Genomic DNA, 20,607 nt, shown 5'->3' on the forward strand with positions numbered 1-20,607 from the left:
CGTCCGGATGCTACCAATAATCCATTAACCAGCAAATTTCTGCCCAGTTCCTGCCGCGATTGGCGGGGTCCAGTTCCGCGCAAGCGCCTCTTGCGAAGTGGGTGGGATGTTCCCGAACTGTTTCTGGCAGCTAAAAAGTCAAAGTTTACGGCGTTTCCTCTTCCGCGGCACGGAAGGGGGAAATGTATCGATCATTTTCTCATTCGCCATGCTCGCTCTGGCGCTCGCGGGCGGAGCGGCTATCGATTTCGGGCGGCTGACGGTCGCTCGCACCAGCTTGGCCGCCGCGGCGGACGCTGCCATCCTGCAGGTCGGCAGTTCGCCCCTCGAAAAGCCCGACGAGATGAGGGTGCTTGCTCAAAAGGTTCTGCAGCAGAACTTCGAGCAAGACGAACACGGCGATATTGTCGACCTCAGTCTGGATTACAACGGCGGCGTGATCACCTTGTCCGCCGTCGCCCGCTTCAAGTCGAGTTTCATGGGCATCGTTGGCGTCCCGACCGTCGACCTGCCCGTCACCGCCGAGGTGACGCGGTCCGGCAACAACATCGAGGTATCCCTCGTGCTTGACACGACGGGTTCGATGAAAGGCTCGCGGATCGCCGCCCTCAAGAAAGCGGCGAAGGAGTTCGTCGATACCGTCGTGTGGGACAAGCAGACGCTGCTGTACTCGAAAGCCGCGGTCATTCCCTATTCGATGGGCGTGAATGTGGGCGCCCTCGCGGATACGGTGCGCGGCACCGCGTCGTCCGGCACCTGCACCGCGCCGGGATGCCAGTATTACAAGTTCAAGAACCAGTTCAAGTCCAACAAGACCTTCGCCGCCAGCACCTGTGTGAGCGAGCGCATCGGCCCCGAGGCCTATACCGATGCTTCCGTCCTCGGCGCCAAGGTGGGCTTCAACTACCCGAGCCCCAACAACCCTTGCCTGAAATACGAGGTCATTCCCCTGACCGCGAACAAGACCCGTCTTTCAGCCGCCATCGACGATCTCGACGGCAGCGGCTCGACGGCGTCCCAAGTGGGCGTGGCATGGGGGTGGTATGTGCTGTCGCGCGATTTCGGCGTCTGGGCCGGCGAGAACCAGCCCGCCGCCTATGGCACGAAGAATGTGTCCAAGATCGCCGTCATCATGACTGATGGCGAATTCAACTCGAGCTATTGCAACGGCGTGATTGCCAAGAGCTCGACCTATGGAAGCGGTTCCGACGACGACAAGATCGACTGCAGCGCGCCCAATGGATCGGCGATCGAACAGGTCCAGAAACTATGTTCCGCCATGAAGAAGAAGGGCATCGTCATCTATACGGTCGGTTTCGATATCGAGAAGCTGGAAATCGTGAAGCAGACCCTGACCAATTGCGCGACAAGCGCCAGCAATGCCTATCTGGCGGCAACTTCCGACCAGCTGTCCTCGGCATTCCAGGAGATTGGACGCAAGGTGACGGGACTGCGGCTGTCGAAATAACCGCACTCCCGCCAGATTTCATCAGTCGTTGAACTGCACCTCGTCGACAAGCTTCGCGGCGGCGGGCTCGAATTTCGCGATCTCAGCGACGTTCAGCGTATCGGGCGTGAAGCTGCCCCAGGCCTTGACGATCTCGGAGGCCGACACCGCGGGGTTGACCGGATACTCGAAATTGCCGTCGGCATAAAGACGCTGGGCCTCGTCGCTCGCCAGGTATTCCATGAGCTTCACGGCGTTGTCCTTGTTGGGGGCGTTCTTCGTCAGCAGCATGCCGGAAATATTCACATGCGTGCCGAATTCAGGCGAGGAGGGGAACACGATCTTCACGGCTTTCGCCCAGTCCTTCTGCTCGGGCTCTTCGTTGTTCGTCATCATCTTGCCCATGTAATAGGTGTTGGCGATGGCGAGGTCGCATTCGCCGGCGAACACGCTCTTCGCCTGCGCCCGGTCATTGCCGTTGGGCTTCAGCGCCAAGTTCGCCTTGACGCCCTTCAGCCATTCGCGCGTTGCGTCCTCGCCCTTGTGGGCGATCATCGCCGCGATCAGGCCGAGATTATAGGGGTGGTTGCCGGGACGGAGGCAGATCTTGCCCTTCCACTTCGGGTCGGCCAGTTCCTCGTAGGAGATGGCGTCGATCTTGGCGCGGTCGTTCGAGGCATAGATCACCCGGGCCCGCATGGTGAGGCCGAACCACCGGTCCTGCGCATCGCGAAGATTGGCGGGCACCTTGTCGAGAATGGCGGGCGACGAGACAGGCTGGGCCAAATCGCGGGCCGCGGCCTCGACAAGACGGCCGACATCCGCCGTCAGCAGCAGATCAGCCGGACTGTTGCGGCCTTCCTGCGCCAGGCGCTCGACCAGGCCGCTTTCCGCGAACACCGCGCGCACGGTGATTCCGGTCTTGGCGGTGAAGGCTTCGAAGAGGGGGTCGATCAGGGCAGGCTGGCGGTAGGTGTAGACGTTCACCTCGCCTGCCGCCTGGGCCATGCCAGAAATGGAAGTTGTGAGGGCCAGCGATGCGGCGGCGGCGAGCAGCGAGCGGCGGGTGAGAGACATGACGATCCTCGTGGTTGCGATTGAGTGCTGTGACCTCTCTATGCGCAGGCTGATTTCGCGTGTCAAGAAAAACCGAGCAAATTAGTCGGATTTAGAATCGCTCTAAACTGGCGGATCAGCGGGTGACGCGCTATGGTGCAATGCAAAGCGGCGATGTGTGAGGTTTGACATGGCATTCGAAGAACTGAAGGCGCAGATCGGCATGCTTCTGGGCGAGATGAACGAGCAGCCCGAAGACCTGCACGAGCTTTACCACCGCATCCACCAGGAACTGAACGAACTCCGCGCCACGGGCGCTGCCCTTCCGGAGGATCTTCTGGCGCTGGAGCGCCGCCTTCTCGAGGAGTTCCCCGAGGCTCCCAGGACCTGACGTCTCAACCCCGGACGCCGCACTTGCATCCGCCCGAAAATCGCGGCAAAAGCCCCGCAGCAGGAGACGTGGCCGAGTGGCTGAAGGCAACGGTTTGCTAAATCGTCATACGCTGTAAGGCGTATCGAGGGTTCGAATCCCTCCGTCTCCGCCAGTTTCCTGTCGCTAAATCCCTAACAGCGCAAATGAGCGTCGAAATTCCTTTTGGTTTCAAAAGGGTTTGCGAGAGTAATGCGGACTTCAGAGACTGGGGACCAGCCCGAAATCAGTCTCTAAAGGCCCACCGTCTCATTCCGAGCGGACCTCACCGAAATCGGTACGCACTCAAAATATCACAAAATATCAACTGCTTGGTCGAGCGGACCTCCGGCAAAGTTGAGACGAGTTCGAGCGCTAGCCAATGGACTTGATGACAACCAAAGTTGGTGCAGTTTGGTAGCGGTGCGCAAAGAAGCGTAACGCCGCTGTTCAAGTCTTTCGATCAGGAGCGGTGGCAGATAGCCTGTACGATCCGATTCGACGCTTCCATCGCTCCGGCCAGATAGCCAGGCTCTGTTGCGCTGGCTTCGCTTCCCGCCAACAGCAAGCGACCTGCCCATGCTCCGGTGACCCACTCCGCGCCGACGGCGGACGGATGGCCGGCAGCGGTAACATCCGCCGAGGTCGCCGTCAGCTCATCAGCGGCCCAGTCCTTCAGAAGGGTCGCGCGCGGTAGGGCAGCCTCGGGTCCGAACAAGCGGATGAGTTGTTGGATTGCTGCACGGATGAGGGTTTCCGGCCCGATGCTCTTTCGTTGGGCCGCCGGGATGCCGACAAAGCCAAAGAGTGCCGCCTTACCCGAGGCGGTGGTTGCATCATGAATCTCGGCGAGCGGTCCGACCATGCTCTGCGCAGTGCCGGACAGGCCCGCATCTCGCCAGAAGGGGTGATCATAGACGGCGAAGAACTTCGCATGCGGTGCCATCCATGTGGGTGTGCCTTGCCAGAGATCGAGTGTGGCTGGATCGGGCGCGGGGTCCCATCGGATAACGGTGGCAAGAAGGCGCGGGGGCAATGCGGCGATCACCTGGTTGAAGCTGATGCGTTCCGGCTGCTGGTCATCTCTCGCGACGGTCACGTCGATTCCAAAGTCCGTCAGGTGTAACGCGGTCACAGCGGCGCCGGTATTCAGCGCTCCGTCCGGCAAGCCTGAGGCCAGTGTGCGGATCAACGCTGCACTGCCGCTGGCCAGCCGCATCGACTGTGGTTGGTGCGTCATGCCGGGCAGGCGGCTCGGTCCTTCGCGCGCCGTGCGTTCGAAGAGCATATCGCCCGTGCTGTACTGGGCAAAAGCCTGAAGGCCGAGCTCGGAGACAAGGTTGCCGATGGCAGGCTGCATCTCGGGCCAGAACCATGAAGGACCGAGGTCGAACCCATCCTCAGCCGGGCTTCCTGTCTCATCAACGGTCAGGATGCGACCGCCAAGACGATCGCGTGCTTCGAACAGTTGAAACGAAATGCCCGCGCGATGCAACAGGCGCGCCGCGTTCAGTCCGGCCAGGCCGCCGCCAATGATCGCCACCCGTGGCGTTGTCATGATCTTTTCCTGGTTCGGTTTAGGCCGGCATCGGCAGGATGTCTGCGTGTTGCAGCGGGGCATCCTTGAGCCAGACCTGCGCGCACTCGGAACCTGCCTTGGCCGTCAACTGTTGCCCTGCCGGGAGGCGGCCCCAACCTTGTGGGGTAAGCAATATGTCCTGCACCTTCACCATGCCGGACAGGATTACGAATTCGAGGCCCCGGTCATTCGGGATGGTCAGCATTGCCCCCGGTGTCCATGTCTCGAGAACGACACGCTCCGCATGATCCTCGAACAGAAGTCTGGCGGCGCTGACACCGTCGCGCGGCATCAGGAGTTCGCCTTCACCCGGCTGGCGGACGATCTGAGCATGGTCGTCCTGCCGGAATTGCCAGAGGCGGACGAAGATTACGCAGCCGTCGGCAGCTGCGGGACTGTGGTGGGTGCCAGGAGGATTACGGAAATAACTGCCCGCCGGATAGTCGCCGTGCTCATCCTGGAACGTGCCGTCGAGGACGAGGATTTCCTCGCCTCCGCTATGTACATGCGCCGGAAAGGCACTCCCTTGCGCATAGCGGACGATGGAGGTGGCACGGGCGACCTCGCCCCCTTCACGGTAGAGCATCCGTCGGTCTACGCCGGCAGCAGGGCTGGGAACCCACTCCATAGCGCTCGCATCAAGAAGTACGGGGTTTGTCAGATCGTCGTTGATGCGCATTATGGCAGAAAAATCTAAGAGTTCACTTTACCTTTACGATGCCCTAGACTGAAAAGGGCGATTAGTGTTTTTCGTTCCCAACTGCCCGTCTCTTTTTGAGTGGGACATATCTTTATCTGGAGTAGCCCTGTCGATAAACATTTAGGCCAATTGGCTCAGATCACCCGGTCTTTTGAGGCTTGTCCTTTACTTCCTCTTCGGGTCTTTTTTCCCATCAATCTTGGCAAACTCTTTGCCAGCTTTCTTCAAGCCGCTTTTAACTTGCCGAATATCTTCAACCAAAGGCATAAACTCTGGTTCGGTTCCACTAATCCTCTTCATACTTTGCCGAACCTCACGCCCTACGGACTCGTGCGCCCGTTCAAGGTTTTTTTGACCTTTAAGATTCTCTTTCGAGATCTTTTCCTCCGTCTGAGTGATGCGGAAAAGATTAGCGGCCAATTCTGTTTTTCCCATGAAATCCAGAATTGACCTATCTTGTGGTGCGTTCTTGAAGGCGCGCAGATCATTCATGTTCATGTTGTACATACCGCGATAGCCCGCATTCTGGAAGAATGCGTAGTTCTCGACACCGCGTCCGTAGGCGATCGCACTGAGAGACTTCTCGCGGTCTGAAACTTCGCCACGGATAAGAACGCGCTCGACTCCTTCTGAGGTCTGCACATATTGCCGAAACGCTTCAGCCATGGTGATAAAGTATGCTTGGGCAGCAGCAACTCTCGGATTGCGAGGGTTGCAGTTCATAACTGTGAGATAACAGGCAAACCTCGAGAGGCAGTAATCCTTGCCGATCCCCTCCGTTTCGACCTCTTTGAAATTCTCGAGGATCGGCACACCGAGATTGGCACATGCGGCGATGGCTTTGTTTACAGCCTTACGAACGGCATCCATGCTGGGATATTCCAGCATCTTGAGAAGGTCTGACGCCAACCAGTGCCGGAAGCCGTTTTCACGTCCGTAAGCCTCAAAACTCGGCTTATCGCCGTCGAAGTGGAAAACCTCAATCTCGGTCATGTAACGGCTCCAGCCCTGCGCCATTGCATTAGAGACGCTGGCTAAATGGGTTTCTTCTACCATGTCGGCCATGTCAATCCCCCGGAATTTCTGACTGAATCTACCAGGCCGTGAATTCGTTTCTTCCACCGTCACGCGGGGACAGCCGTGATGGACGAGAGATGAATTCCTGTCCATCTGGCTCGGACTTACAGGCTTTTGCCGATATTGTGTGCAGGAATGTTTCGCCTCTTCCTTCATTGCCGGAAATAGATGAGGACTTATCTGACTCTGAGGTCATGATGCTGAGAAACACCCAAGCAAACATCACCCAAACACCCGCTCCGTCTGTTCACGCCACGCTTCGCCTGCGACGAAACACAAATCATGCAGGCTGATCGCTGTGGCCCCACGCCCGCAGGTTAGACGCTTCAAGACCTCCGGGGAGAGATAAGCCAGCCGCAGCAGGCGGCTGACGTGCCGCTCGCCGAGGCCGACGGACTGGGCCAAGTCTTCGACGGTGCCGAACTCGCCCGCCTCCATGCGCCGCCGCCACGCCCAGGCGCGGCCAATGGCACGCAGGATGTGCGGATCCTGCGTGCGGTCTTCGCTGGGCTTGTAATCCGCAGGCGGAAGGATCCGTGGCCGTCCGTTCTTCCGGCGAAGCTTCAGCGGGATCACGACCCGGATCGTATCGTTGGTCTGCGTCATTACTCAGCGGCCTCCAATTTGCGTGATGTGATCATGTCCCGGATGATGCCAGCGATGCCTTCCTTCCGAAGGTCGACTTCCAGCCCTGTGGTGGTGACGGTGACGCGCCGGACGAGCAGCTGAATGATGCGAGCCTGTTCAGCGGGGAACAGCTGCCCCCAGAGTGCGTGGAAGTCTCGGAGGGCCTCGATCGCGTCGGCCTCGGCTGCTTTGCCTCGATCTTCTCTCAGGGCCGCGGCGACATGGCTGATGATTTCCGGTGTCTGCAGCACACGGCGGACCTCCGCCACGACCGCGTCCTCTGCCATTCCGGCGGCGAGCCGTGTCGGCGCCGTTGTTTCACCGCTCTCCCGATTACGGATTACATCCATGGAGACGTAGTAGCGGTAGCGCCGCGGACCTTTCTTTGTGCTGGTCGGCGTCATGGCGGCACCCGTCTCGCTGAAGATGAGGCCCTTCAGCAGCGCTGGCGTTTGAGTCCGTATATCGTTCGCCCGCTTGCGGGGACTCTCCTGCATGATGGAACGCACCTGCTCCCAGAGGACGTCGCTAATGATCGCCTCATGTTCTCCGGCGTAAACGTTGCCCTTGTGGACCGCCGCGCCGCGATAGACACGATTGTTCAGGAGACGGTAGAGGTAGCCCTTGTCGATGAGCGTGCCCTGCTTGTTGCGGGTGCCGCCGCGCCGCAGTTCCCGTGCCAGCTCCGTGGCGGATCCCAATTCGACATAGCGCTCGAATATCCGGCGCACCGTGGCGGCCTCGTCGCCGTTCACGACAAGTTTGCGGTCCCGGACGTCGTAACCAAAGGGTACGGAGCCGCCCATCCACATGCCGCGCTTGCGCGAGGCGGCGAACTTGTCTCGGATGCGTTCTCCGATCACCTCGCGCTCGAACTGGGCGAAGCTCAGCAGGATGTTGAGCGTAAGACGGCCCATTGAGGTGGTAGTGTTGAAAGACTGAGTGACGGATACGAAGGTCACGTTGTTACGATCGAACACTTCGACCAATCTCGCAAAGTCCATGAGCGAGCGGCTGAGGCGGTCAATCTTGTAGACGACGATAACATCGATGAGGCCGTTCTCGATGTCGTTCAGCAACTGCTTGAGAGCAGGGCGCTCCAGCGTGCCCCCGGAGAATCCACCGTCGTCGTAGCGCTCCCGGATGGCAGCCCAGCCTTCCGAACGCTGGCTGGCAATATAGGATTCGCAGGCGTCACGCTGCGCGTCCAGAGAATTGAACTCCATGTCGAGACCTTCCTCGCTCGACTTGCGTGTATAGATGGCGCAGCGAAGGCGGCGGTGCGGGCGGTTCATCGCATCCATCAGACATGCTCCTGCTTGCGCTCGCGGAGCCCAAAATATCTATAGCCATTCCACCGCGTGCCGGTGATTGCGCGCGCGATGGCGGAAAGCGACTTGAACTTTTGGCCCTGCCAGTCGAAGCCGTCCTTCAGGACCGTCACGGTGTGTTCGACGCCATTCCATTCCCTGACCAGTCGCGTTCCGACCACCGGGTTGCGCGGGTCGGCAATCTGGCTCTTGCGGCGCGACAGTCCTTCGACCTCGTCCGCCAGCAAATCCAACATGCGCCGTGTCTCGCGGTCCAGTCCGCCCAGCGTCAGTTCCTGGATGCGGTAGCCGATCCGGATCTCGAGGAAGATGCGGCTGTTGTTGGGAGCGGGCTCACCGAAGAGGGTCTGCCAGTCGGCCTTCAGTTCCCTCACGGATTTTACCTTCAGTGCGGACAGGCGGGCCAGTACGGTCTGGTCCATCCCTGCTCCAAGGCGCGGCTGGGTCTTCGCGCTTTCAATCTTCATGCTTTCCTCCGATGCGGATGCGGATGCGGTGTGCGCGACGAGAACCGCTCTTCCGGGGGCGGAAGTCCACGAAACTGTCTCCGCTTGCCGTTGATAAAGCAGTGGACTTCATTGCGATCCGACGCATGACGCCGGCGGCGAGGATGCGGCCGATTTCGGCGAGGCGGGCCTCGGGCGTCATGCGATCAGGTGGAATGGAATTGGGACCCGAGACCGGATCCAACGTGGTGCGGGCCATGGTGACGTTTCGCGATGTGAATGACGGCCACAAGCTATCGCAAAATTATAAAAACACAATCAGATCAATATGTTGGTGGATATTGTCCACCTATGGGGACGGCTGCGTACAACTGCGTAACGCTCACGCGCTTGCGGAATGCCCGCAGCTGCCACGAACCACGCGAATCAGATGCGTCCGCCATCCATGAACTTGTCGAAGGTATCGGGAACGGGTTCATCTTCCAGCGCTGCCATCTCCTGCGGCGTGGGCGCGCGGTCGGGATAGAGTAGCAAGGAGATCGTCATCTCGTTCGAAGGCGAGAACACCATCATCTCGTGGACGGCCTCGGTTCCGCGCCACACGCCGGGAGCATGTATCACACCATTGCGGGCAGTTTCCGGATGTGCGCCTTGCGCCGCCAGCGATGCCGGAGGCAACTCAATCACCTCCTGCTGCGCTGCATAGTAGATCCCGGACCGGATAAGCGCATTACTCGACCATGCCCAGTCCATGAACCCGTCCTTGCCAACGACAATCATGGCGCGCTTCTCGGTGATGCTCAGCCATTTGAGGATCGCGGCCGTCAGCGAAACGGCATAGCGGTCGGCCATTTCCGTCAGGTTATCGATGTCGATGGGGCGCGTCCGGATCTGGTCGCGGAAGTCGTCGAGGGGCATGAGGAGAAAGGAAGCAAAGGTGTTCGCTTCGGCTTCGACGATCTCGTCCCTGGTTCGCTGGCGACCGTTGCTCCACTCGCCCATGTCGCGCCCGCTGCACTCTCGGCCCTGCGCGAGTTCGGCGCGATGGAGCAGGTAATGACCGAACTCATGCGCCAGCGTGAAGTTCTGCCGGCCCGGGGACCTGATGCTGTTGTTATAGAGAATGCCCCACTCGCCGGAGCCATCCTTCTTCTGCACCAGCATACCTTCGACGCCCTTGGACATGGCAGCGCCTGCCACCATGGTGATCGGGGCGTCGGGAAAATAGTGGCGCGAGAACTCCATGGCGATCGCGGCCACGTCGATGGGGAAGCGCGGCTGGCCATGGGCATCCTGAACCGCATTGAGCAGCTGGGTGAGGCGAATGGCCCATGCTTCGGGCGTGGCTGGCAGCTTCACCGACAATCACGTCACCTTGGCGCCCATCATTTCGTTTTCTTTGCGCCCCAGCTCTCAATCATGTCGGCGATCTTCTCCTTGTCGTCCGCGGTGAGCTTGCTGAATTTCCGGAAGAACGCTTCCTTCCGCATCTCATCATCCGCTTCGGCCGTGTCATCGAGAAGATAGTCGGTGGTCACGCCAAGGGCCTGTGCGACTCGGGTCAGTTTTTCCGCCGAGGGCTTCCGCGTATCACGGTTCTCGAGCTCCCACAGGTAGCTTTTGCTGGATTCGGTCAGTTCCGCGAGCTTGTCGAGGGAATACCCCTTCTCCTGGCGGTGGTGCTTGAGCTTGGCCCCGAGAGAGGTGGTCATCGAATCATTTCCGTGTTCCCAGCCTGTTCCATGTCAACTGCATTGTTCGGTATATGTCGAACAAAACTGTTGTCCACAAGTAGACAAAGCGTCGCGTTCGGTATACATCGAACATATGCGTATCGATGCGCATGATTTTCGTGCTTTCTCCCTTTCACATCATGAGGTTTTTCAATGACTTCGATTGCCGCCTTCTTCCGCAAGACCCCTGTGAATCGCCTGCATGACTACTTTACCCAGTTCCCGTCGCTTCCGCCAATCGACTGGAGCAAGCCGGAGCCAGAGGTGATCGAACCTCTGATCGAGGCGGTGGACTCCATGAGCGACCCCGAACGCCAGCGTGTCGTCCTCGATGCCGCCCGCGTGGGGGCGCTCGCCACCGAGCCAGGCCAGACCGCCCTGAGGAGCGTGGTCCGCGACCGCGCCGATTTCGATGAGTTGGAGGGCTTCAACAACCGTTCGCTCTGGGTCTTCCTCCGGGACTATCCGCGTTTCTGCATGGCCGAGGAGGTGCTCTATAATGACGAGCGCCGGCGCGGGCGTTCGTGGAGCGGCTTCGAGGTCGAGAAGGACTGTTCTGTCCGCAAGGACGAGATCTCCGTCGCCGCCTTCACCGCAGCCATCCGCGAGCGCTTCGACACTCCCCACGCCCATGTCGATATCTTCGACCGTCACCGCGTGCTTCTGGACGATCTCGAGTGCGACCTCGTTCAGGTGGCCATCTATCGCGAGGGCGCGGCCGAGGACGTGCTGGGCTTCGACGAACGCAGCAGGATTGCGCGCCGTGTCGTCCGGCCGGTGTTCGAGGCGGCCATGACCTACGAGCCTGCCACAGGCGTTGTCGAAGTGGTCGCCGGCAGCCGCAAGGACCGCATCGATCTGACGCGCCTCATGGCGAAGCACCTGCTGGGCATCGACTTCGAGGAAAAGTACGTGCCCCTGCGTGAATACGACCTGAGCGTCCTCCTCAAGCCCTTCAATTTCCCGACTGACCCCGAGGATGGCATCGAAAGCGTCACGGTGAGGGAGCTGCGCCTGATGGATTCCGGTGAGCCCGGGGAAAGGATCGAGCTGCAGTCTCCGAGGGATGCCCGCCGTACGATCTGGGACATGGCGCGGCATCGCCTGGGCCTCGGCGCGGATGGAGCAGCGGCTTCGGCGTTCCCGTCGGAGTTTTATGGCGAACAGCCGGACTGGGCGATCACGCGGGCGGTGATCACAGTGCGCTTCCGTCCGGCAGCAGGAAGCGGGCGCGGCAAGTCGCTCACCCTCACCGTGACCATGCCGCATGGCTGCGATCTCAAGGACATGACTCCGCAGGAACGGCTGATCGGCGAAAAGTACCTCCGCCGCTGGAATATCCTGAGGGAGGAAGCCGATGCTCGCCACCACGCTGAATAATCAGTCCATCGGGGTTCTGCTGCGCGTGATGGACATGCATACGGCCAGGGCGCAGGGGGCGGTGCTCAGGCTGATGGGCCAGCGCGCCGCCGACAGTCTGATCGATGCAGGGCTGCTCTCCGAGGACGGCGTCATCCCCATCATCGTGATGATGGATGACTATGAGGACGATCCGGTCGCAGCGGAATGGTCGCCCGAGCACCGCGCCTACGGATACCGGGATAACACCGGCCGCTGGATCGAGGCCGATGTTCGCGACATTGCCGCCTATCAAGTCGAATTCCCGCGTGTCATCGCCGGCATGCTGGTGCAGTTCGACCGCGCGGGATCGCCGCCGCCAAAGATGCTGGTCGGGGGGCACCTCCTCGATCTCGGTGTGATCAGGCTGGCGGGGTCGGAGAAGCCCGTGCCTGTCTGGTTCGCGCGGTGCCTCGGTAATCCGGAGGTCTGGCAGAAGGTCTCCGGCTTTATGGAGCGGCGCCCGCCAGTGGGGATGAGAATCATTCTCACCTCGACCTGCGGCGAGCGTATCCCCGCTTCACCGAACAGGCGGGATGCGATTGTTGCCGTGTCCGATGTTTTCGCTGACTCGGGGAGTCTTGCCATCTCGCCGGAGATGCTCAACGCCAGGGTGTTCCCCGGTCAGGTGCAGCGTCGCGAGCCGATCGACCACTCCGAGAATTGCGGTGTGGTCTGGCTGCGCGGTGAAAGGTTGGAATTTGGCGGCGATAAGCAGCGCCAGTTTTTGCAGTTGCTCTTCGATGCCTATTGGGCGGGGAAGCCTGTGCGGCGTACCATCGACGTTCTGTCGGAGGCCGGTTTCAAAGAGGACACCAACAGTGTGGCCAAAGCCTTCAGCGGCAAGCCCAGCTACAAGAAGTTCATCAGGCAATCCGAAGGAAACATCTGGATCGAGCCGTGAGCCAGCTTTCTGAAGATCGAACGAGAGGCCGTCCGGTAGGGCGGCCTTTCTGCTTTTCGGGGCCGACTTTCTTCGCCCCCTACCATTTCCCCTACCACCCGCCTTCCTCTGCCCTACCAGCCCTCTGCGATTCTCCTCTCCGCAATCTTTCGCACAACCCCGCAGGAGAATCAGATGGCGACAAGACACCTTTCCCAGATCGAGCTCGCCGCTCGCTGGAACATCTCGCACCGCACACTTGAGCGCTGGCGCACCACGGGCGAGGGCCCCAGGTTCATCCGCCTCATCGGCCGCATCGTCTATCGCCTTGAGGACGTCGAGGCTTTCGAAGCCGAGCAGACGCACGGCGCGGAATCGGCAACCTCCCACGCGGCATCGGCGTGAGGTCGGCTGCCATGACCATCCTCAACCGCATCACCATCGACGCGCTCGTTCGCCTGTCCATGGCCGAGATCGTCGCGTTGCCTGCCGCAGAGCTTGGCCGCCTCCAGAAGGACGCAGAAGATGCCCTGCGCAAGGCCAAGCTCACCGTCGCCTGGCTCGACGGCGCGCTGATCCAGAAGTACGCCGAGCGCGCCAAGATTGCCCGTGCCGAGGCCGACAAGGACTTCGGCGTGGCCCGCTTCACTGATGGCGACGTCACTGTCGTGGCAGATCTGCCGAAGAAGGTCGACTGGGACCAGCATGAACTGTCGACCCTCGTCGAGCGCATCAATGCCGAAGGTGAAGATCCTCGCGACTATGTCGAGGTGAGCCTCAGGGTCTCGGAGAGCAAGTACACCTCCTGGCCGAAGCACATCGCCAGGATCTTCGAGCCGGCGCGCACCGTCCGCGCGGGAAAGGAATCCTTCCAGCTCGTTGTCGAGAAGGAGGGCATCTGATGTCTCTTCCCATCATTCTCGCCGATCAGCGTCTCGCCGAGCGCCGTGGCATCAAGGCGGCGATCTTCGGCAAGAGCGGCATCGGCAAGACGACGCTGCTGTGGACGCTGCCGCCGGACACGACGCTGTTCTTCGACCTCGAGGCGGGTGATCTCGCCATCGAGGGCTGGAGCGGTGACACCATCCGCCCGCGCACATGGGAGGAATGCCGCGACTTCGCGGTGTTCATCGGCGGCGCCAACCCTGCGATCCCGGATGGTCGGCCCTACAGCCAGCGTCACTACAATGACGCCTGTGCCAGGTTCGGCGATCCGCGCGCCCTCGACAAATATGCGACCGTCTTCGTCGATTCGATCACGGTTGCTGGCCGGCTCTGTTTCCAGTGGTCGAAGGAACAGCCCGAGGCCTTCTCCGAGAAGACCGGCAAACCCGATGTGCGCGGCGCCTACGGCCTGCACGGCCGCGAGATGATCGGCTGGATCACGCACCTTCAGCATACGCGTGCGAAGGACGTGTTCTTCGTCGGCATCCTCGATGAGAAGCTCGATGACTTCAACCGCAAGATCTACGTGCCGCAGATCGACGGCGCGAAGACAGGCCTCGAGCTTCCGGGCATCGTCGATGAAGTCCTGACGATGACGGAACTGGGCGAGACCAGAGGCGAAAAGACCGTCCTCCACCGTGTCTTCGTCTGCCAGACGCTCAATCCCTGGAACTACCCCGCCAAGGATCGCAGCGGCCGCCTCGACCTCGTCGAGGAAGCCCATCTCGGCCGCCTCATTGCCAAGATCGGCGAGCCCGGCCGCTCTCCCCTCGAACGCCTGATCTTCAGCCGCCCGGCGCCCGTCGCTCCGGACGCTGCCACCTCTCACCCTCAAGCCAAGAACTGAACCAGGAGAATTTCCATGACGACCGCATGGTCTGATTTCAACGACGCCAAGCAGAACGCCAACCTCATCCCCAAGGGCACGATCGCCAAGGTGCGGCTTACCATCCGCCCTGGCGGCTTCGATGATCCGTCTCAGGGATGGACTGGCGGCTACGCACGCCGTGGCACCACGGGGTCTGTCTATCTCGACGCCGAATACACGGTGCTCGAGGGTCCTTATGCGAAGCGCAAGGTCTGGTCGATGATCGGCCTTTACAGTGCCACTGGTCCCGGCTGGGCCAACATGGGGCGCAGCCTGGTGCGCGGCATCCTCAATTCGGCGCGGGGTCTGTCCGACAAGGACAACTCGCCTGAGGCGCAGAATGCCCGGCGCATCTCGGGCTTCGCCGATCTCGACGGGATCGAGTTTGTGGCCCGCATCGACATCGGCAAGGACAGCAACGGCGAGGAGAAGAACGACATCCGCCAGGCTGTGACGCGCGACCACAAGGAATATGCCGCTGTGATGGGAGGCGTTGTGGCGCCTATGGCCTACGCAGCAGCCCCGGCTCCGGCACCCGCTTATGCCGCGCCACAGTCTTCCTATAATGCTCCACCCCAGCAGCCTGCTTATGCGCCAGCCCAGGCCCAGCAAGCAGCCTATGCGCCCCCAGCCCCTCAGCAGGCTGCTCCGGCGCCCGTTGCCGGGGTTCGTCCCACTTGGGCGAAGTGAGGCCATCGTCATGATGCTTCGCCCCCGCCAGAAACTCTTCGTCGAGCGCAGTCTTGCTGCGCTCGACACCCACCGAAATACACTGGGCGTCGCTCCGACGGCAGCCGGCAAGACGATCATGCTCTCGGCTGTTGCAGGCGAACTGGTCCGGGACACCAATGCGAAAGCGTGTGTCCTTGCGCACCGTGATGAACTGACCGACCAGAACCAGACGAAGTTCGCGCGCCTCAATCCAGCGATCTCCACCTCGGTCCTGGATGCCAACACGAAGTCATGGGATGGCCAGGTCACCTTCGCGATGGCGCCGACCCTGTCGCGTGCGGCCAATCTCGACGCTATGCCCGTACTCGATCTGCTGGTGATCGACGAAGCGCATCATGCCATCGCTGAGAGTTACCGCCGCATCATCGATCGCACGCTGCAGCGCAATCCGTCGGCCAGGATTTTCGGCGTCACGGCAACGCCCAACCGCGGTGACAAAAAGGGTCTGCGCGATGTCTTCAACAATGTCGCCGACCAGATCCGCATCGCGGAGCTGATCGCTTCCGGTCATCTCGTCATGCCGCGCACCTTCGTCATCGACGTCGGTGTGCAGGATGAGCTGAAGAAGGTGCGCCGCGTCGCCTCCGACTTCGACATGGGCGCTGTCGATGCCATCATGAACAAGTCACCGGTCACGGATGCAGTGATCTCGAATTGGAAGGAGAAGGCTGGAAACCGGCAGACGGTGGTCTTCTGCTCGACGGTTGATCATGCCCGCAATGTTGCCGCAGCCTTCAATGCGGAGGGTGTTTCGGCGTCACTCGTCCACGGCGATATGGGCGATGCGGATCGCAAGGCAACCCTTGCCGCTTACGACAGGGGCGAGATCCAGGTCATCACCAATGTGGCGGTGTTGACCGAGGGCTGGGACCACCCGCCGACCTCGTGCGTCGTGCTTCTGCGGCCCTCGTCCTACAAATCCACCATGATCCAGATGGTGGGCCGGGGCTTGCGCACTGTAAATCCGGAAGAATATCCCAGCGTCGTCAAGACCGACTGCATCATCCTCGACTTCGGGACATCAAGCCTCATACACGGCTCACTCGAGCAGGACGTCGATCTCGATGGTCGCGAAGTGACGGGCGACGCTCCCACCAAGACCTGTCCCTCCTGCGAAGCACAGGTTCCGGCCGCCGTCATGGAATGCCCGCTCTGCGGCCATGTCTGGGAGCGCGAATGCGAAGACCGAGGCTCCGATACACTTGGCCACTTCGTCATGACCGAGATCGATCTGCTCGCCCGCTCGAGCTTCGAATGGGTCGATCTCCATGGCGATGGTGCTGCACTCGTCGCCAACGGCTTCACGGCCTGGGCGGGTGTCTTTTTCCTGAACGGCCGCTGGTATGGCATTGGCGGCACTCAGGGCAAACCAGCACGGCTGCTGGGGGTTGGTGAAGAGATGGTCTGCCTCGCGGCGGCCGATGACTGGCTCAACAACAATGAATCGGATGAGTCGGCACACAAGACGAAGGCCTGGCTGCGCCAGCCAGCGACCGAGCGGCAGCTCGCCTGGCTGCCACCCGAATGCCGGATGGACTTCAGCCTAACCCGCTACCGCGCCTCGGCCCTTCTGACGTTCCGCTTCAACCGGGAGCGCATCCGCAACCTGGTCTTCGGTGCCGAGAAGGCCCAGTTCGCGGTGGCGGCGTGATGGAGGAGTTACATGTCGCCATCACCCACCTCTACCATCGAACGGCTTGTCCGCTGGCAGCCACGCTTCGAGCTCTGCGCGGTGTGTCGGCAGCCGGCGCGTGGTTTTGGCTGGTCAGAGCCGCAGCGTTTGAGCCGGCCGCGGCCTTCAATGTGGTTCTGCTCCATCACCTGTCAGGCTTTCTTCTGGCAGCGGGCCCGGAGATCTTTCGCCATGGTTGATCTTACCGAGCAGGAAAAGTCAGCCATGCGGCAAGCCGTGAAAATGGTGGTGGAGGTTATGGAGGAGATCGGCTGGAACACCCGGCTCAGCGATCTCACAGAGCCACAGGTTCTCACGATCATCGAGGTCGCCGTGAGTGGCTTCCAGGATGCGATGCGCGAGATCGCCACCGCCAACAAACAGCAGGTTCCGGAGGTGCCGTTCTGATGCTGGATTATAATCGCACAAGCAGTTTCGCGGAAATTCTGAATGGTGCCGTCGACACCGCGCTCATTACCGAGAATTCTAACCGTCCGGCGCGCGACTATCTCGGTGGTTCCCGCGTCGGTCACGCCTGCGAGCGCGCCCTGCAGTTCGAGTTTGCCGGAGCGCCGAAGGACGAGGGCGCCGAGTTCGCGGGCCAGACGCTGCGCATCTTCGCCATCGGGCATGCGCTCGAGGACCTCGCCATCCGCTGGCTTCATGCCACAGGCCTCGATCTCTACACCCGCAAGGGCAATGACCCGGATGGCGAGCAGTTCGGCTTCTCCGTCGCAGGCGGCCGCATTCGCGGTCATGTCGACGGCATCATCAATGCAGCACCTGTAGCTCTGAAGCTTGGCGTTCCCGCGCTGTGGGAATGCAAGACGATGAACGCGAAGAACTGGCGTGCCTGCGTCAAGGACGGGGTTGCCATCAGCAAGCCCGTATACGCCGCACAGATCGCACTCTACCAGGCCTACATGGAGGCGAGCATCCCGGGCCTCGCGTCCAACCCGGCGCTATTCACTGCCATCAACAAGGATACGGCCGAGCTGTACCACGAGCTTGTACCGTTCGATGCCGAGCTTGCCCAGCGCATGAGCGATCGCGCTGTACGCATCCTGCGCACCACTGACGCTGGCGAGCTTCTGCCGCGGCTTGCGCGGGAGCGTGACCACTTCGAGTGCCGCATGTGCGCCTGGGCGAATCGCTGCTGGAGTCTGCCGCAATGAGCGATCATCATGATGAAACGCCCGTGGAAGGTGACAAGGCACAAGGCGAAGACAAGCCCAGGGGTGAAGTCGTCCACTTCAACCCGTGGCGCGACTTCAATGACGCGCCATTGCAGGAAGATCCGTTCGGCGTCGAACCCGATGCTGATCAGCTGGCGACGTTTCTGGATGTGGTCTTCGGCTATTGCGAAGGCCTCATTCCAGTCCGCGGCTTTGGCGACAAGGGGCAGGGACGTGATGGCAAGCCCAACAACATCTGGATCGAGGCTGACGCTTCGGCCTTGGACAAGCTGAAGACTTTCGCCACCTGGGCGTGGCGCGAGGGTGCTGCACTTTATGTGATCCCCGGCACCGTTGCAGAGCAGGGCCAGGCCCGTGCCGCTGACGTTCTGCAAATGCAGGCTGTGGTCGTCGACCTCGACGCCGGTGACATCCTCGCGAAGCTGACGCACCTTGTGAGGCATCTCGGTACACCAACGCTTGTCGTGGAAAGCGGCGGCCGCTCACCAGAGGGTGCCACCAAACTGCATGTGTGGTGGAAGCTGACCGAGGCTGTGGAGGGTGATGATCTGGCAACGCTCTGCCGCTTGCGCGGTGACATTGCCATCAAGGTGGGCGGCGACCCCCACTTCCGCTCGGCCCACCAGCCGATCCGCGTTGCCGGCTCCGTCTATCACAAAGGCGGTTTCCAGCGGCTTGTGCAGATCCGCGAGCATAACGCTGTCGAAGTAGACCTCGCGGAGTTCGCTGAGCGTGTGACGGCCATGCCGTTCATTCCGGGCATGGGAGCCGAACCTGCTGCCGACGGCCACACAAAGCCGTCTCTCGACGCTATCCTCACCACCCCGGTGCATGAGGGCGGCGCTGGCGGTTGGACGCGCTTTGAAGGCGCCAGTGCTGCAATCGGCCACTTCATTCGTCTCGTGCATGAAGGTCGCATCAGCCCGAATGAGGGCTGGGAAGCCATTTGCCAGTACAACGCCGCCATGCTGCGGCCCGCCTGGCCGCCTGAGCGCCTGCAGCAGGAAGCCGATCGTCTCTGGGCGCTGCATGTGAAGAAGAACGGCCCGGCCTTGCTGCGCAATGAAGCGGAAGCACAGCAGCAGAATCTGCCGCTTCCGGTGTTTTCCTTCGGGCAGTTGCTTGATGACCGCTCGCCCATGCCGCCGGACATCATTGCACCACGGGTCCTGACGCCGGGCGGGCTGCTGGTTCTCGGTGGCGCGCCGAAGGTCGGAAAGAGCGATTTCCTGATCAGTATGCTGGCGCACATGGCGGCGGGCGTTCCGTTCCTGGGTTTCACACCGCCGCAGGCGCTCCGCGTCTTCTATCTGCAGGCCGAGATCCAGTACCATTATCTCCGTGAGCGTATGCAGCAGATCCGCCTCGACGCAGCGGTGATCGCCTGGGCGCGCGACAATCTTTTTGCGACGCCGAAGCTGCGTATGATCCTTGATGAGAAAGGTTTGGCGCTGGTCGTCGATGCTGTCCGCGCGCGCTTCCCCGACGCACCGCCCGACATCATCTGCCTCGACCCGATCCGCAATCTGTTCGACGGCGGTGAGGAAGGCGGCGGCGAGAACGATAACTCCGCCATGATGTTCTTCCTCACCGAGCGTGTGGAACGATTGCGCGAAGCCGTGGCGCCTGACTGCGGTGTTATTCTCGCGCACCACACGAAGAAGATGAACCGCAAGGCCGTGTTGGAGGATCCGTTCCAGGCGCTTTCCGGCGCCAGCGCACTGCGGGGTTTCTATACCTCGGGCCTGCTGATGCATCGACCAGATGAGGAGAGCAGCTTGCGCAGGCTGGAGATCGAGTTGCGCAATGGTCCGTCGCTGCCGACCAAGCTGATCGACAAGGCCAACGGCCGCTGGGTCGAGATCAACCCCATGAACGAGCGGCTCGTGCGCAAAGAGGCGGGCGCCAGGTTCGATGCCGAGCGCTTGCGCAAGCGCGATGTCATTCTCGGCATGTTGCTGGATGAGGCCGCCGCTGGCCGTCTCTACACTACCATGCAACTTGCGGAAGCCTTCGAGAACAGAGGTGGGCTCGGCAGCAAGCACACCATCCGCGACCGCCTCAGCGTTCTCGCGACCAAGGGCTTCGTTAAATTCCTCCGGGACGGCACGCACTTCGGCTACCCCGTCGTGCGCTCGCGCTATGGCTATCTTTGCGTGGAAGGGATGGAGTTTCCGCCGCAGGAGACCATCGATGATGTGACGGGGGAGATCACTTACACGCCCCGTCCCGTCTGCCCGAGCCACTTCAAATGTGCCCAGTCGGGGGCCTGTCTCGACGTCGAAAACCCTGCCGCCTGGGTCTATCCGGAGGCGGCGGAAGATGACCTAACTCCTCAGGAGTGAGGCCTAACTCCTCACTCCTCCCATTCACGAAATCAAGTCGGATCAATGAGTTAGCGGATTGGGAGGAGTTAGGTCCTCACTCCTCCTGAACTCCTCCCTAACTCCTAAATAATCAAGGAAAACAGTATGTTACAGCGCTTCGAGGAGTTAGGTGTCAAAGCTC

Annotated in this window: 22 protein-coding genes and 1 tRNA gene; 13 read left to right on the forward strand and 10 right to left on the reverse strand. The window is 61.1% G+C overall.

Annotated elements, in window-relative coordinates:
• The first annotated feature begins 106 nt into the window (after nucleotides 1-106).
• Nucleotides 107-1,468, forward strand: a complete 1,362-nt coding sequence (locus Q0C17_RS12840; protein ID WP_291206952.1) for a pilus assembly protein TadG-related protein — start codon at nucleotides 107-109, stop codon at nucleotides 1,466-1,468.
• Between the two features lie 21 nt (nucleotides 1,469-1,489).
• On the opposite strand, the gene Q0C17_RS12845 is transcribed toward Q0C17_RS12840, so the two are convergent.
• A complete protein-coding gene (locus Q0C17_RS12845) occupies nucleotides 1,490-2,524 on the reverse strand; it encodes a Fe(3+) ABC transporter substrate-binding protein (RefSeq protein WP_291206954.1) in 1,035 nt (344 codons plus the stop codon).
• 169 nt (nucleotides 2,525-2,693) lie between these two features.
• On the opposite strand from Q0C17_RS12845, the gene Q0C17_RS12850 reads away from it, so the two are divergent.
• Nucleotides 2,694-2,894, forward strand: a complete 201-nt coding sequence (locus Q0C17_RS12850; RefSeq protein ID WP_291206957.1) for a hypothetical protein — start codon at nucleotides 2,694-2,696, stop codon at nucleotides 2,892-2,894.
• A gap of 62 nt (nucleotides 2,895-2,956) precedes the next feature.
• Nucleotides 2,957-3,048, forward strand: a tRNA-Ser gene (locus tag Q0C17_RS12855).
• Between the two features lie 327 nt (nucleotides 3,049-3,375).
• Here Q0C17_RS12855 and Q0C17_RS12860 read toward each other — a convergent pair.
• The 9 genes from Q0C17_RS12860 to Q0C17_RS12900 all read right to left on the reverse strand — a co-directional run bounded on the left by Q0C17_RS12860 (nucleotide 3,376) and on the right by Q0C17_RS12900 (nucleotide 10,384).
• On the reverse strand, nucleotides 3,376-4,470 hold the full coding sequence (locus Q0C17_RS12860; protein ID WP_291206960.1) for an FAD-dependent oxidoreductase: 1,095 nt from the start codon (nucleotides 4,468-4,470) through the stop codon (nucleotides 3,376-3,378).
• A 19-nt stretch (nucleotides 4,471-4,489) separates the two neighbouring features.
• Nucleotides 4,490-5,170 (reverse strand): cupin domain-containing protein, encoded by a 681-nt coding sequence (locus tag Q0C17_RS12865; protein WP_291206962.1) that lies wholly within the window; start codon nucleotides 5,168-5,170, stop codon nucleotides 4,490-4,492.
• Nucleotides 5,171-5,356: 186 nt separating this feature from the next.
• Nucleotides 5,357-6,256, reverse strand: coding sequence for a BRO family protein (locus Q0C17_RS12870; RefSeq protein ID WP_291206965.1), 900 nt, complete (start codon nucleotides 6,254-6,256; stop codon nucleotides 5,357-5,359).
• A 234-nt stretch (nucleotides 6,257-6,490) separates the two neighbouring features.
• Nucleotides 6,491-6,874 carry a hypothetical protein gene (locus Q0C17_RS12875; RefSeq protein ID WP_291206969.1) on the reverse strand — a complete coding sequence of 128 codons (384 nt, stop codon included), beginning with the start codon at nucleotides 6,872-6,874 and terminating at the stop codon, nucleotides 6,491-6,493.
• On the reverse strand, nucleotides 6,874-8,199 hold the full coding sequence (locus Q0C17_RS12880) for a recombinase family protein (protein WP_291206972.1): 1,326 nt from the start codon (nucleotides 8,197-8,199) through the stop codon (nucleotides 6,874-6,876). The genes Q0C17_RS12875 and Q0C17_RS12880 overlap by 1 nt, the downstream gene beginning before the upstream one ends.
• Complete coding sequence (locus Q0C17_RS12885) at nucleotides 8,199-8,693, reverse strand: DUF2924 domain-containing protein (protein ID WP_291206975.1); 495 nt, start codon at nucleotides 8,691-8,693, stop codon at nucleotides 8,199-8,201. The genes Q0C17_RS12880 and Q0C17_RS12885 overlap by 1 nt, the downstream gene beginning before the upstream one ends.
• Nucleotides 8,683-8,931 (reverse strand): hypothetical protein, encoded by a 249-nt coding sequence (locus Q0C17_RS12890; RefSeq protein ID WP_291206978.1) that lies wholly within the window; start codon nucleotides 8,929-8,931, stop codon nucleotides 8,683-8,685. Before Q0C17_RS12890 ends, Q0C17_RS12885 begins: the two co-directional genes overlap by 11 nt.
• Before the next feature lie 167 nt (nucleotides 8,932-9,098).
• Nucleotides 9,099-10,031 carry an ImmA/IrrE family metallo-endopeptidase gene (locus Q0C17_RS12895; protein ID WP_291207186.1) on the reverse strand — a complete coding sequence of 311 codons (933 nt, stop codon included), beginning with the start codon at nucleotides 10,029-10,031 and terminating at the stop codon, nucleotides 9,099-9,101.
• Between the two features lie 26 nt (nucleotides 10,032-10,057).
• Nucleotides 10,058-10,384, reverse strand: coding sequence for a helix-turn-helix transcriptional regulator (locus Q0C17_RS12900; RefSeq protein ID WP_291206981.1), 327 nt, complete (start codon nucleotides 10,382-10,384; stop codon nucleotides 10,058-10,060).
• A 174-nt stretch (nucleotides 10,385-10,558) separates the two neighbouring features.
• Here Q0C17_RS12900 and Q0C17_RS12905 point away from each other — a divergent pair, with 174 nt between their 5' ends.
• From Q0C17_RS12905 to Q0C17_RS12950, 10 genes are all read left to right on the forward strand, one after another.
• Nucleotides 10,559-11,785 (forward strand): hypothetical protein, encoded by a 1,227-nt coding sequence (locus tag Q0C17_RS12905; protein ID WP_291206984.1) that lies wholly within the window; start codon nucleotides 10,559-10,561, stop codon nucleotides 11,783-11,785.
• Nucleotides 11,763-12,707, forward strand: a complete 945-nt coding sequence (locus Q0C17_RS12910) for a hypothetical protein (RefSeq protein ID WP_291206989.1) — start codon at nucleotides 11,763-11,765, stop codon at nucleotides 12,705-12,707. Before Q0C17_RS12905 ends, Q0C17_RS12910 begins: the two co-directional genes overlap by 23 nt.
• A 174-nt stretch (nucleotides 12,708-12,881) precedes the next feature.
• Nucleotides 12,882-13,091 (forward strand): helix-turn-helix domain-containing protein, encoded by a 210-nt coding sequence (locus tag Q0C17_RS12915; RefSeq protein WP_291206992.1) that lies wholly within the window; start codon nucleotides 12,882-12,884, stop codon nucleotides 13,089-13,091.
• A gap of 11 nt (nucleotides 13,092-13,102) precedes the next feature.
• Nucleotides 13,103-13,588, forward strand: a complete 486-nt coding sequence (locus Q0C17_RS12920; protein WP_291206995.1) for a hypothetical protein — start codon at nucleotides 13,103-13,105, stop codon at nucleotides 13,586-13,588.
• Nucleotides 13,588-14,478 (forward strand): ATP-binding protein, encoded by an 891-nt coding sequence (locus Q0C17_RS12925; RefSeq protein WP_291206998.1) that lies wholly within the window; start codon nucleotides 13,588-13,590, stop codon nucleotides 14,476-14,478. The genes Q0C17_RS12920 and Q0C17_RS12925 overlap by 1 nt, the downstream gene beginning before the upstream one ends.
• Before the next feature lie 15 nt (nucleotides 14,479-14,493).
• Nucleotides 14,494-15,189 (forward strand): hypothetical protein, encoded by a 696-nt coding sequence (locus tag Q0C17_RS12930; protein ID WP_291207003.1) that lies wholly within the window; start codon nucleotides 14,494-14,496, stop codon nucleotides 15,187-15,189.
• A 10-nt stretch (nucleotides 15,190-15,199) separates the two neighbouring features.
• Nucleotides 15,200-16,882, forward strand: a complete 1,683-nt coding sequence (locus Q0C17_RS12935) for a DEAD/DEAH box helicase (RefSeq protein WP_291207011.1) — start codon at nucleotides 15,200-15,202, stop codon at nucleotides 16,880-16,882.
• Between the two features lie 213 nt (nucleotides 16,883-17,095).
• Complete coding sequence (locus tag Q0C17_RS12940; protein WP_291207015.1) at nucleotides 17,096-17,311, forward strand: DUF6511 domain-containing protein; 216 nt, start codon at nucleotides 17,096-17,098, stop codon at nucleotides 17,309-17,311.
• Nucleotides 17,311-18,078, forward strand: coding sequence for a hypothetical protein (locus Q0C17_RS12945; protein ID WP_291207020.1), 768 nt, complete (start codon nucleotides 17,311-17,313; stop codon nucleotides 18,076-18,078). Before Q0C17_RS12940 ends, Q0C17_RS12945 begins: the two co-directional genes overlap by 1 nt.
• Nucleotides 18,075-20,444 carry an AAA family ATPase gene (locus Q0C17_RS12950; RefSeq protein WP_291207023.1) on the forward strand — a complete coding sequence of 790 codons (2,370 nt, stop codon included), beginning with the start codon at nucleotides 18,075-18,077 and terminating at the stop codon, nucleotides 20,442-20,444. The genes Q0C17_RS12945 and Q0C17_RS12950 overlap by 4 nt, the downstream gene beginning before the upstream one ends.
• Nucleotides 20,445-20,607 lie beyond the last annotated feature (163 nt).

Source organism: Hyphomonas sp., from assembly GCF_022844445.1.
GTDB lineage: Bacteria > Pseudomonadota > Alphaproteobacteria > Caulobacterales > Hyphomonadaceae > Hyphomonas.

What these genes read in the sequence shown, in the direction of transcription:
- Q0C17_RS12840 (WP_291206952.1), top strand. Translation starts at nt 107, where the DNA reads ATGTTCCCGAACTGTTTCTGGCAGCTAAAAAGTCAAAGTTTACGGCGT.
- Q0C17_RS12845 (WP_291206954.1), bottom strand. Translation starts at nt 2,524, where the DNA reads ATGTCTCTCACCCGCCGCTCGCTGCTCGCCGCCGCCGCATCGCTGGCC.
- Q0C17_RS12850 (WP_291206957.1), top strand. Translation starts at nt 2,694, where the DNA reads ATGGCATTCGAAGAACTGAAGGCGCAGATCGGCATGCTTCTGGGCGAG.
- Q0C17_RS12860 (WP_291206960.1), bottom strand. Translation starts at nt 4,470, where the DNA reads ATGACAACGCCACGGGTGGCGATCATTGGCGGCGGCCTGGCCGGACTG.
- Q0C17_RS12865 (WP_291206962.1), bottom strand. Translation starts at nt 5,170, where the DNA reads ATGCGCATCAACGACGATCTGACAAACCCCGTACTTCTTGATGCGAGC.
- Q0C17_RS12870 (WP_291206965.1), bottom strand. Translation starts at nt 6,256, where the DNA reads ATGGCCGACATGGTAGAAGAAACCCATTTAGCCAGCGTCTCTAATGCA.
- Q0C17_RS12875 (WP_291206969.1), bottom strand. Translation starts at nt 6,874, where the DNA reads ATGACGCAGACCAACGATACGATCCGGGTCGTGATCCCGCTGAAGCTT.
- Q0C17_RS12880 (WP_291206972.1), bottom strand. Translation starts at nt 8,199, where the DNA reads ATGGATGCGATGAACCGCCCGCACCGCCGCCTTCGCTGCGCCATCTAT.
- Q0C17_RS12885 (WP_291206975.1), bottom strand. Translation starts at nt 8,693, where the DNA reads ATGAAGATTGAAAGCGCGAAGACCCAGCCGCGCCTTGGAGCAGGGATG.
- Q0C17_RS12890 (WP_291206978.1), bottom strand. Translation starts at nt 8,931, where the DNA reads ATGGCCCGCACCACGTTGGATCCGGTCTCGGGTCCCAATTCCATTCCA.
- Q0C17_RS12900 (WP_291206981.1), bottom strand. Translation starts at nt 10,384, where the DNA reads ATGACCACCTCTCTCGGGGCCAAGCTCAAGCACCACCGCCAGGAGAAG.
- Q0C17_RS12905 (WP_291206984.1), top strand. Translation starts at nt 10,559, where the DNA reads ATGACTTCGATTGCCGCCTTCTTCCGCAAGACCCCTGTGAATCGCCTG.
- Q0C17_RS12910 (WP_291206989.1), top strand. Translation starts at nt 11,763, where the DNA reads ATGCTCGCCACCACGCTGAATAATCAGTCCATCGGGGTTCTGCTGCGC.
- Q0C17_RS12915 (WP_291206992.1), top strand. Translation starts at nt 12,882, where the DNA reads ATGGCGACAAGACACCTTTCCCAGATCGAGCTCGCCGCTCGCTGGAAC.
- Q0C17_RS12920 (WP_291206995.1), top strand. Translation starts at nt 13,103, where the DNA reads ATGACCATCCTCAACCGCATCACCATCGACGCGCTCGTTCGCCTGTCC.
- Q0C17_RS12925 (WP_291206998.1), top strand. Translation starts at nt 13,588, where the DNA reads ATGTCTCTTCCCATCATTCTCGCCGATCAGCGTCTCGCCGAGCGCCGT.
- Q0C17_RS12930 (WP_291207003.1), top strand. Translation starts at nt 14,494, where the DNA reads ATGACGACCGCATGGTCTGATTTCAACGACGCCAAGCAGAACGCCAAC.
- Q0C17_RS12935 (WP_291207011.1), top strand. Translation starts at nt 15,200, where the DNA reads ATGATGCTTCGCCCCCGCCAGAAACTCTTCGTCGAGCGCAGTCTTGCT.
- Q0C17_RS12940 (WP_291207015.1), top strand. Translation starts at nt 17,096, where the DNA reads ATGGTTGATCTTACCGAGCAGGAAAAGTCAGCCATGCGGCAAGCCGTG.
- Q0C17_RS12945 (WP_291207020.1), top strand. Translation starts at nt 17,311, where the DNA reads ATGCTGGATTATAATCGCACAAGCAGTTTCGCGGAAATTCTGAATGGT.
- Q0C17_RS12950 (WP_291207023.1), top strand. Translation starts at nt 18,075, where the DNA reads ATGAGCGATCATCATGATGAAACGCCCGTGGAAGGTGACAAGGCACAA.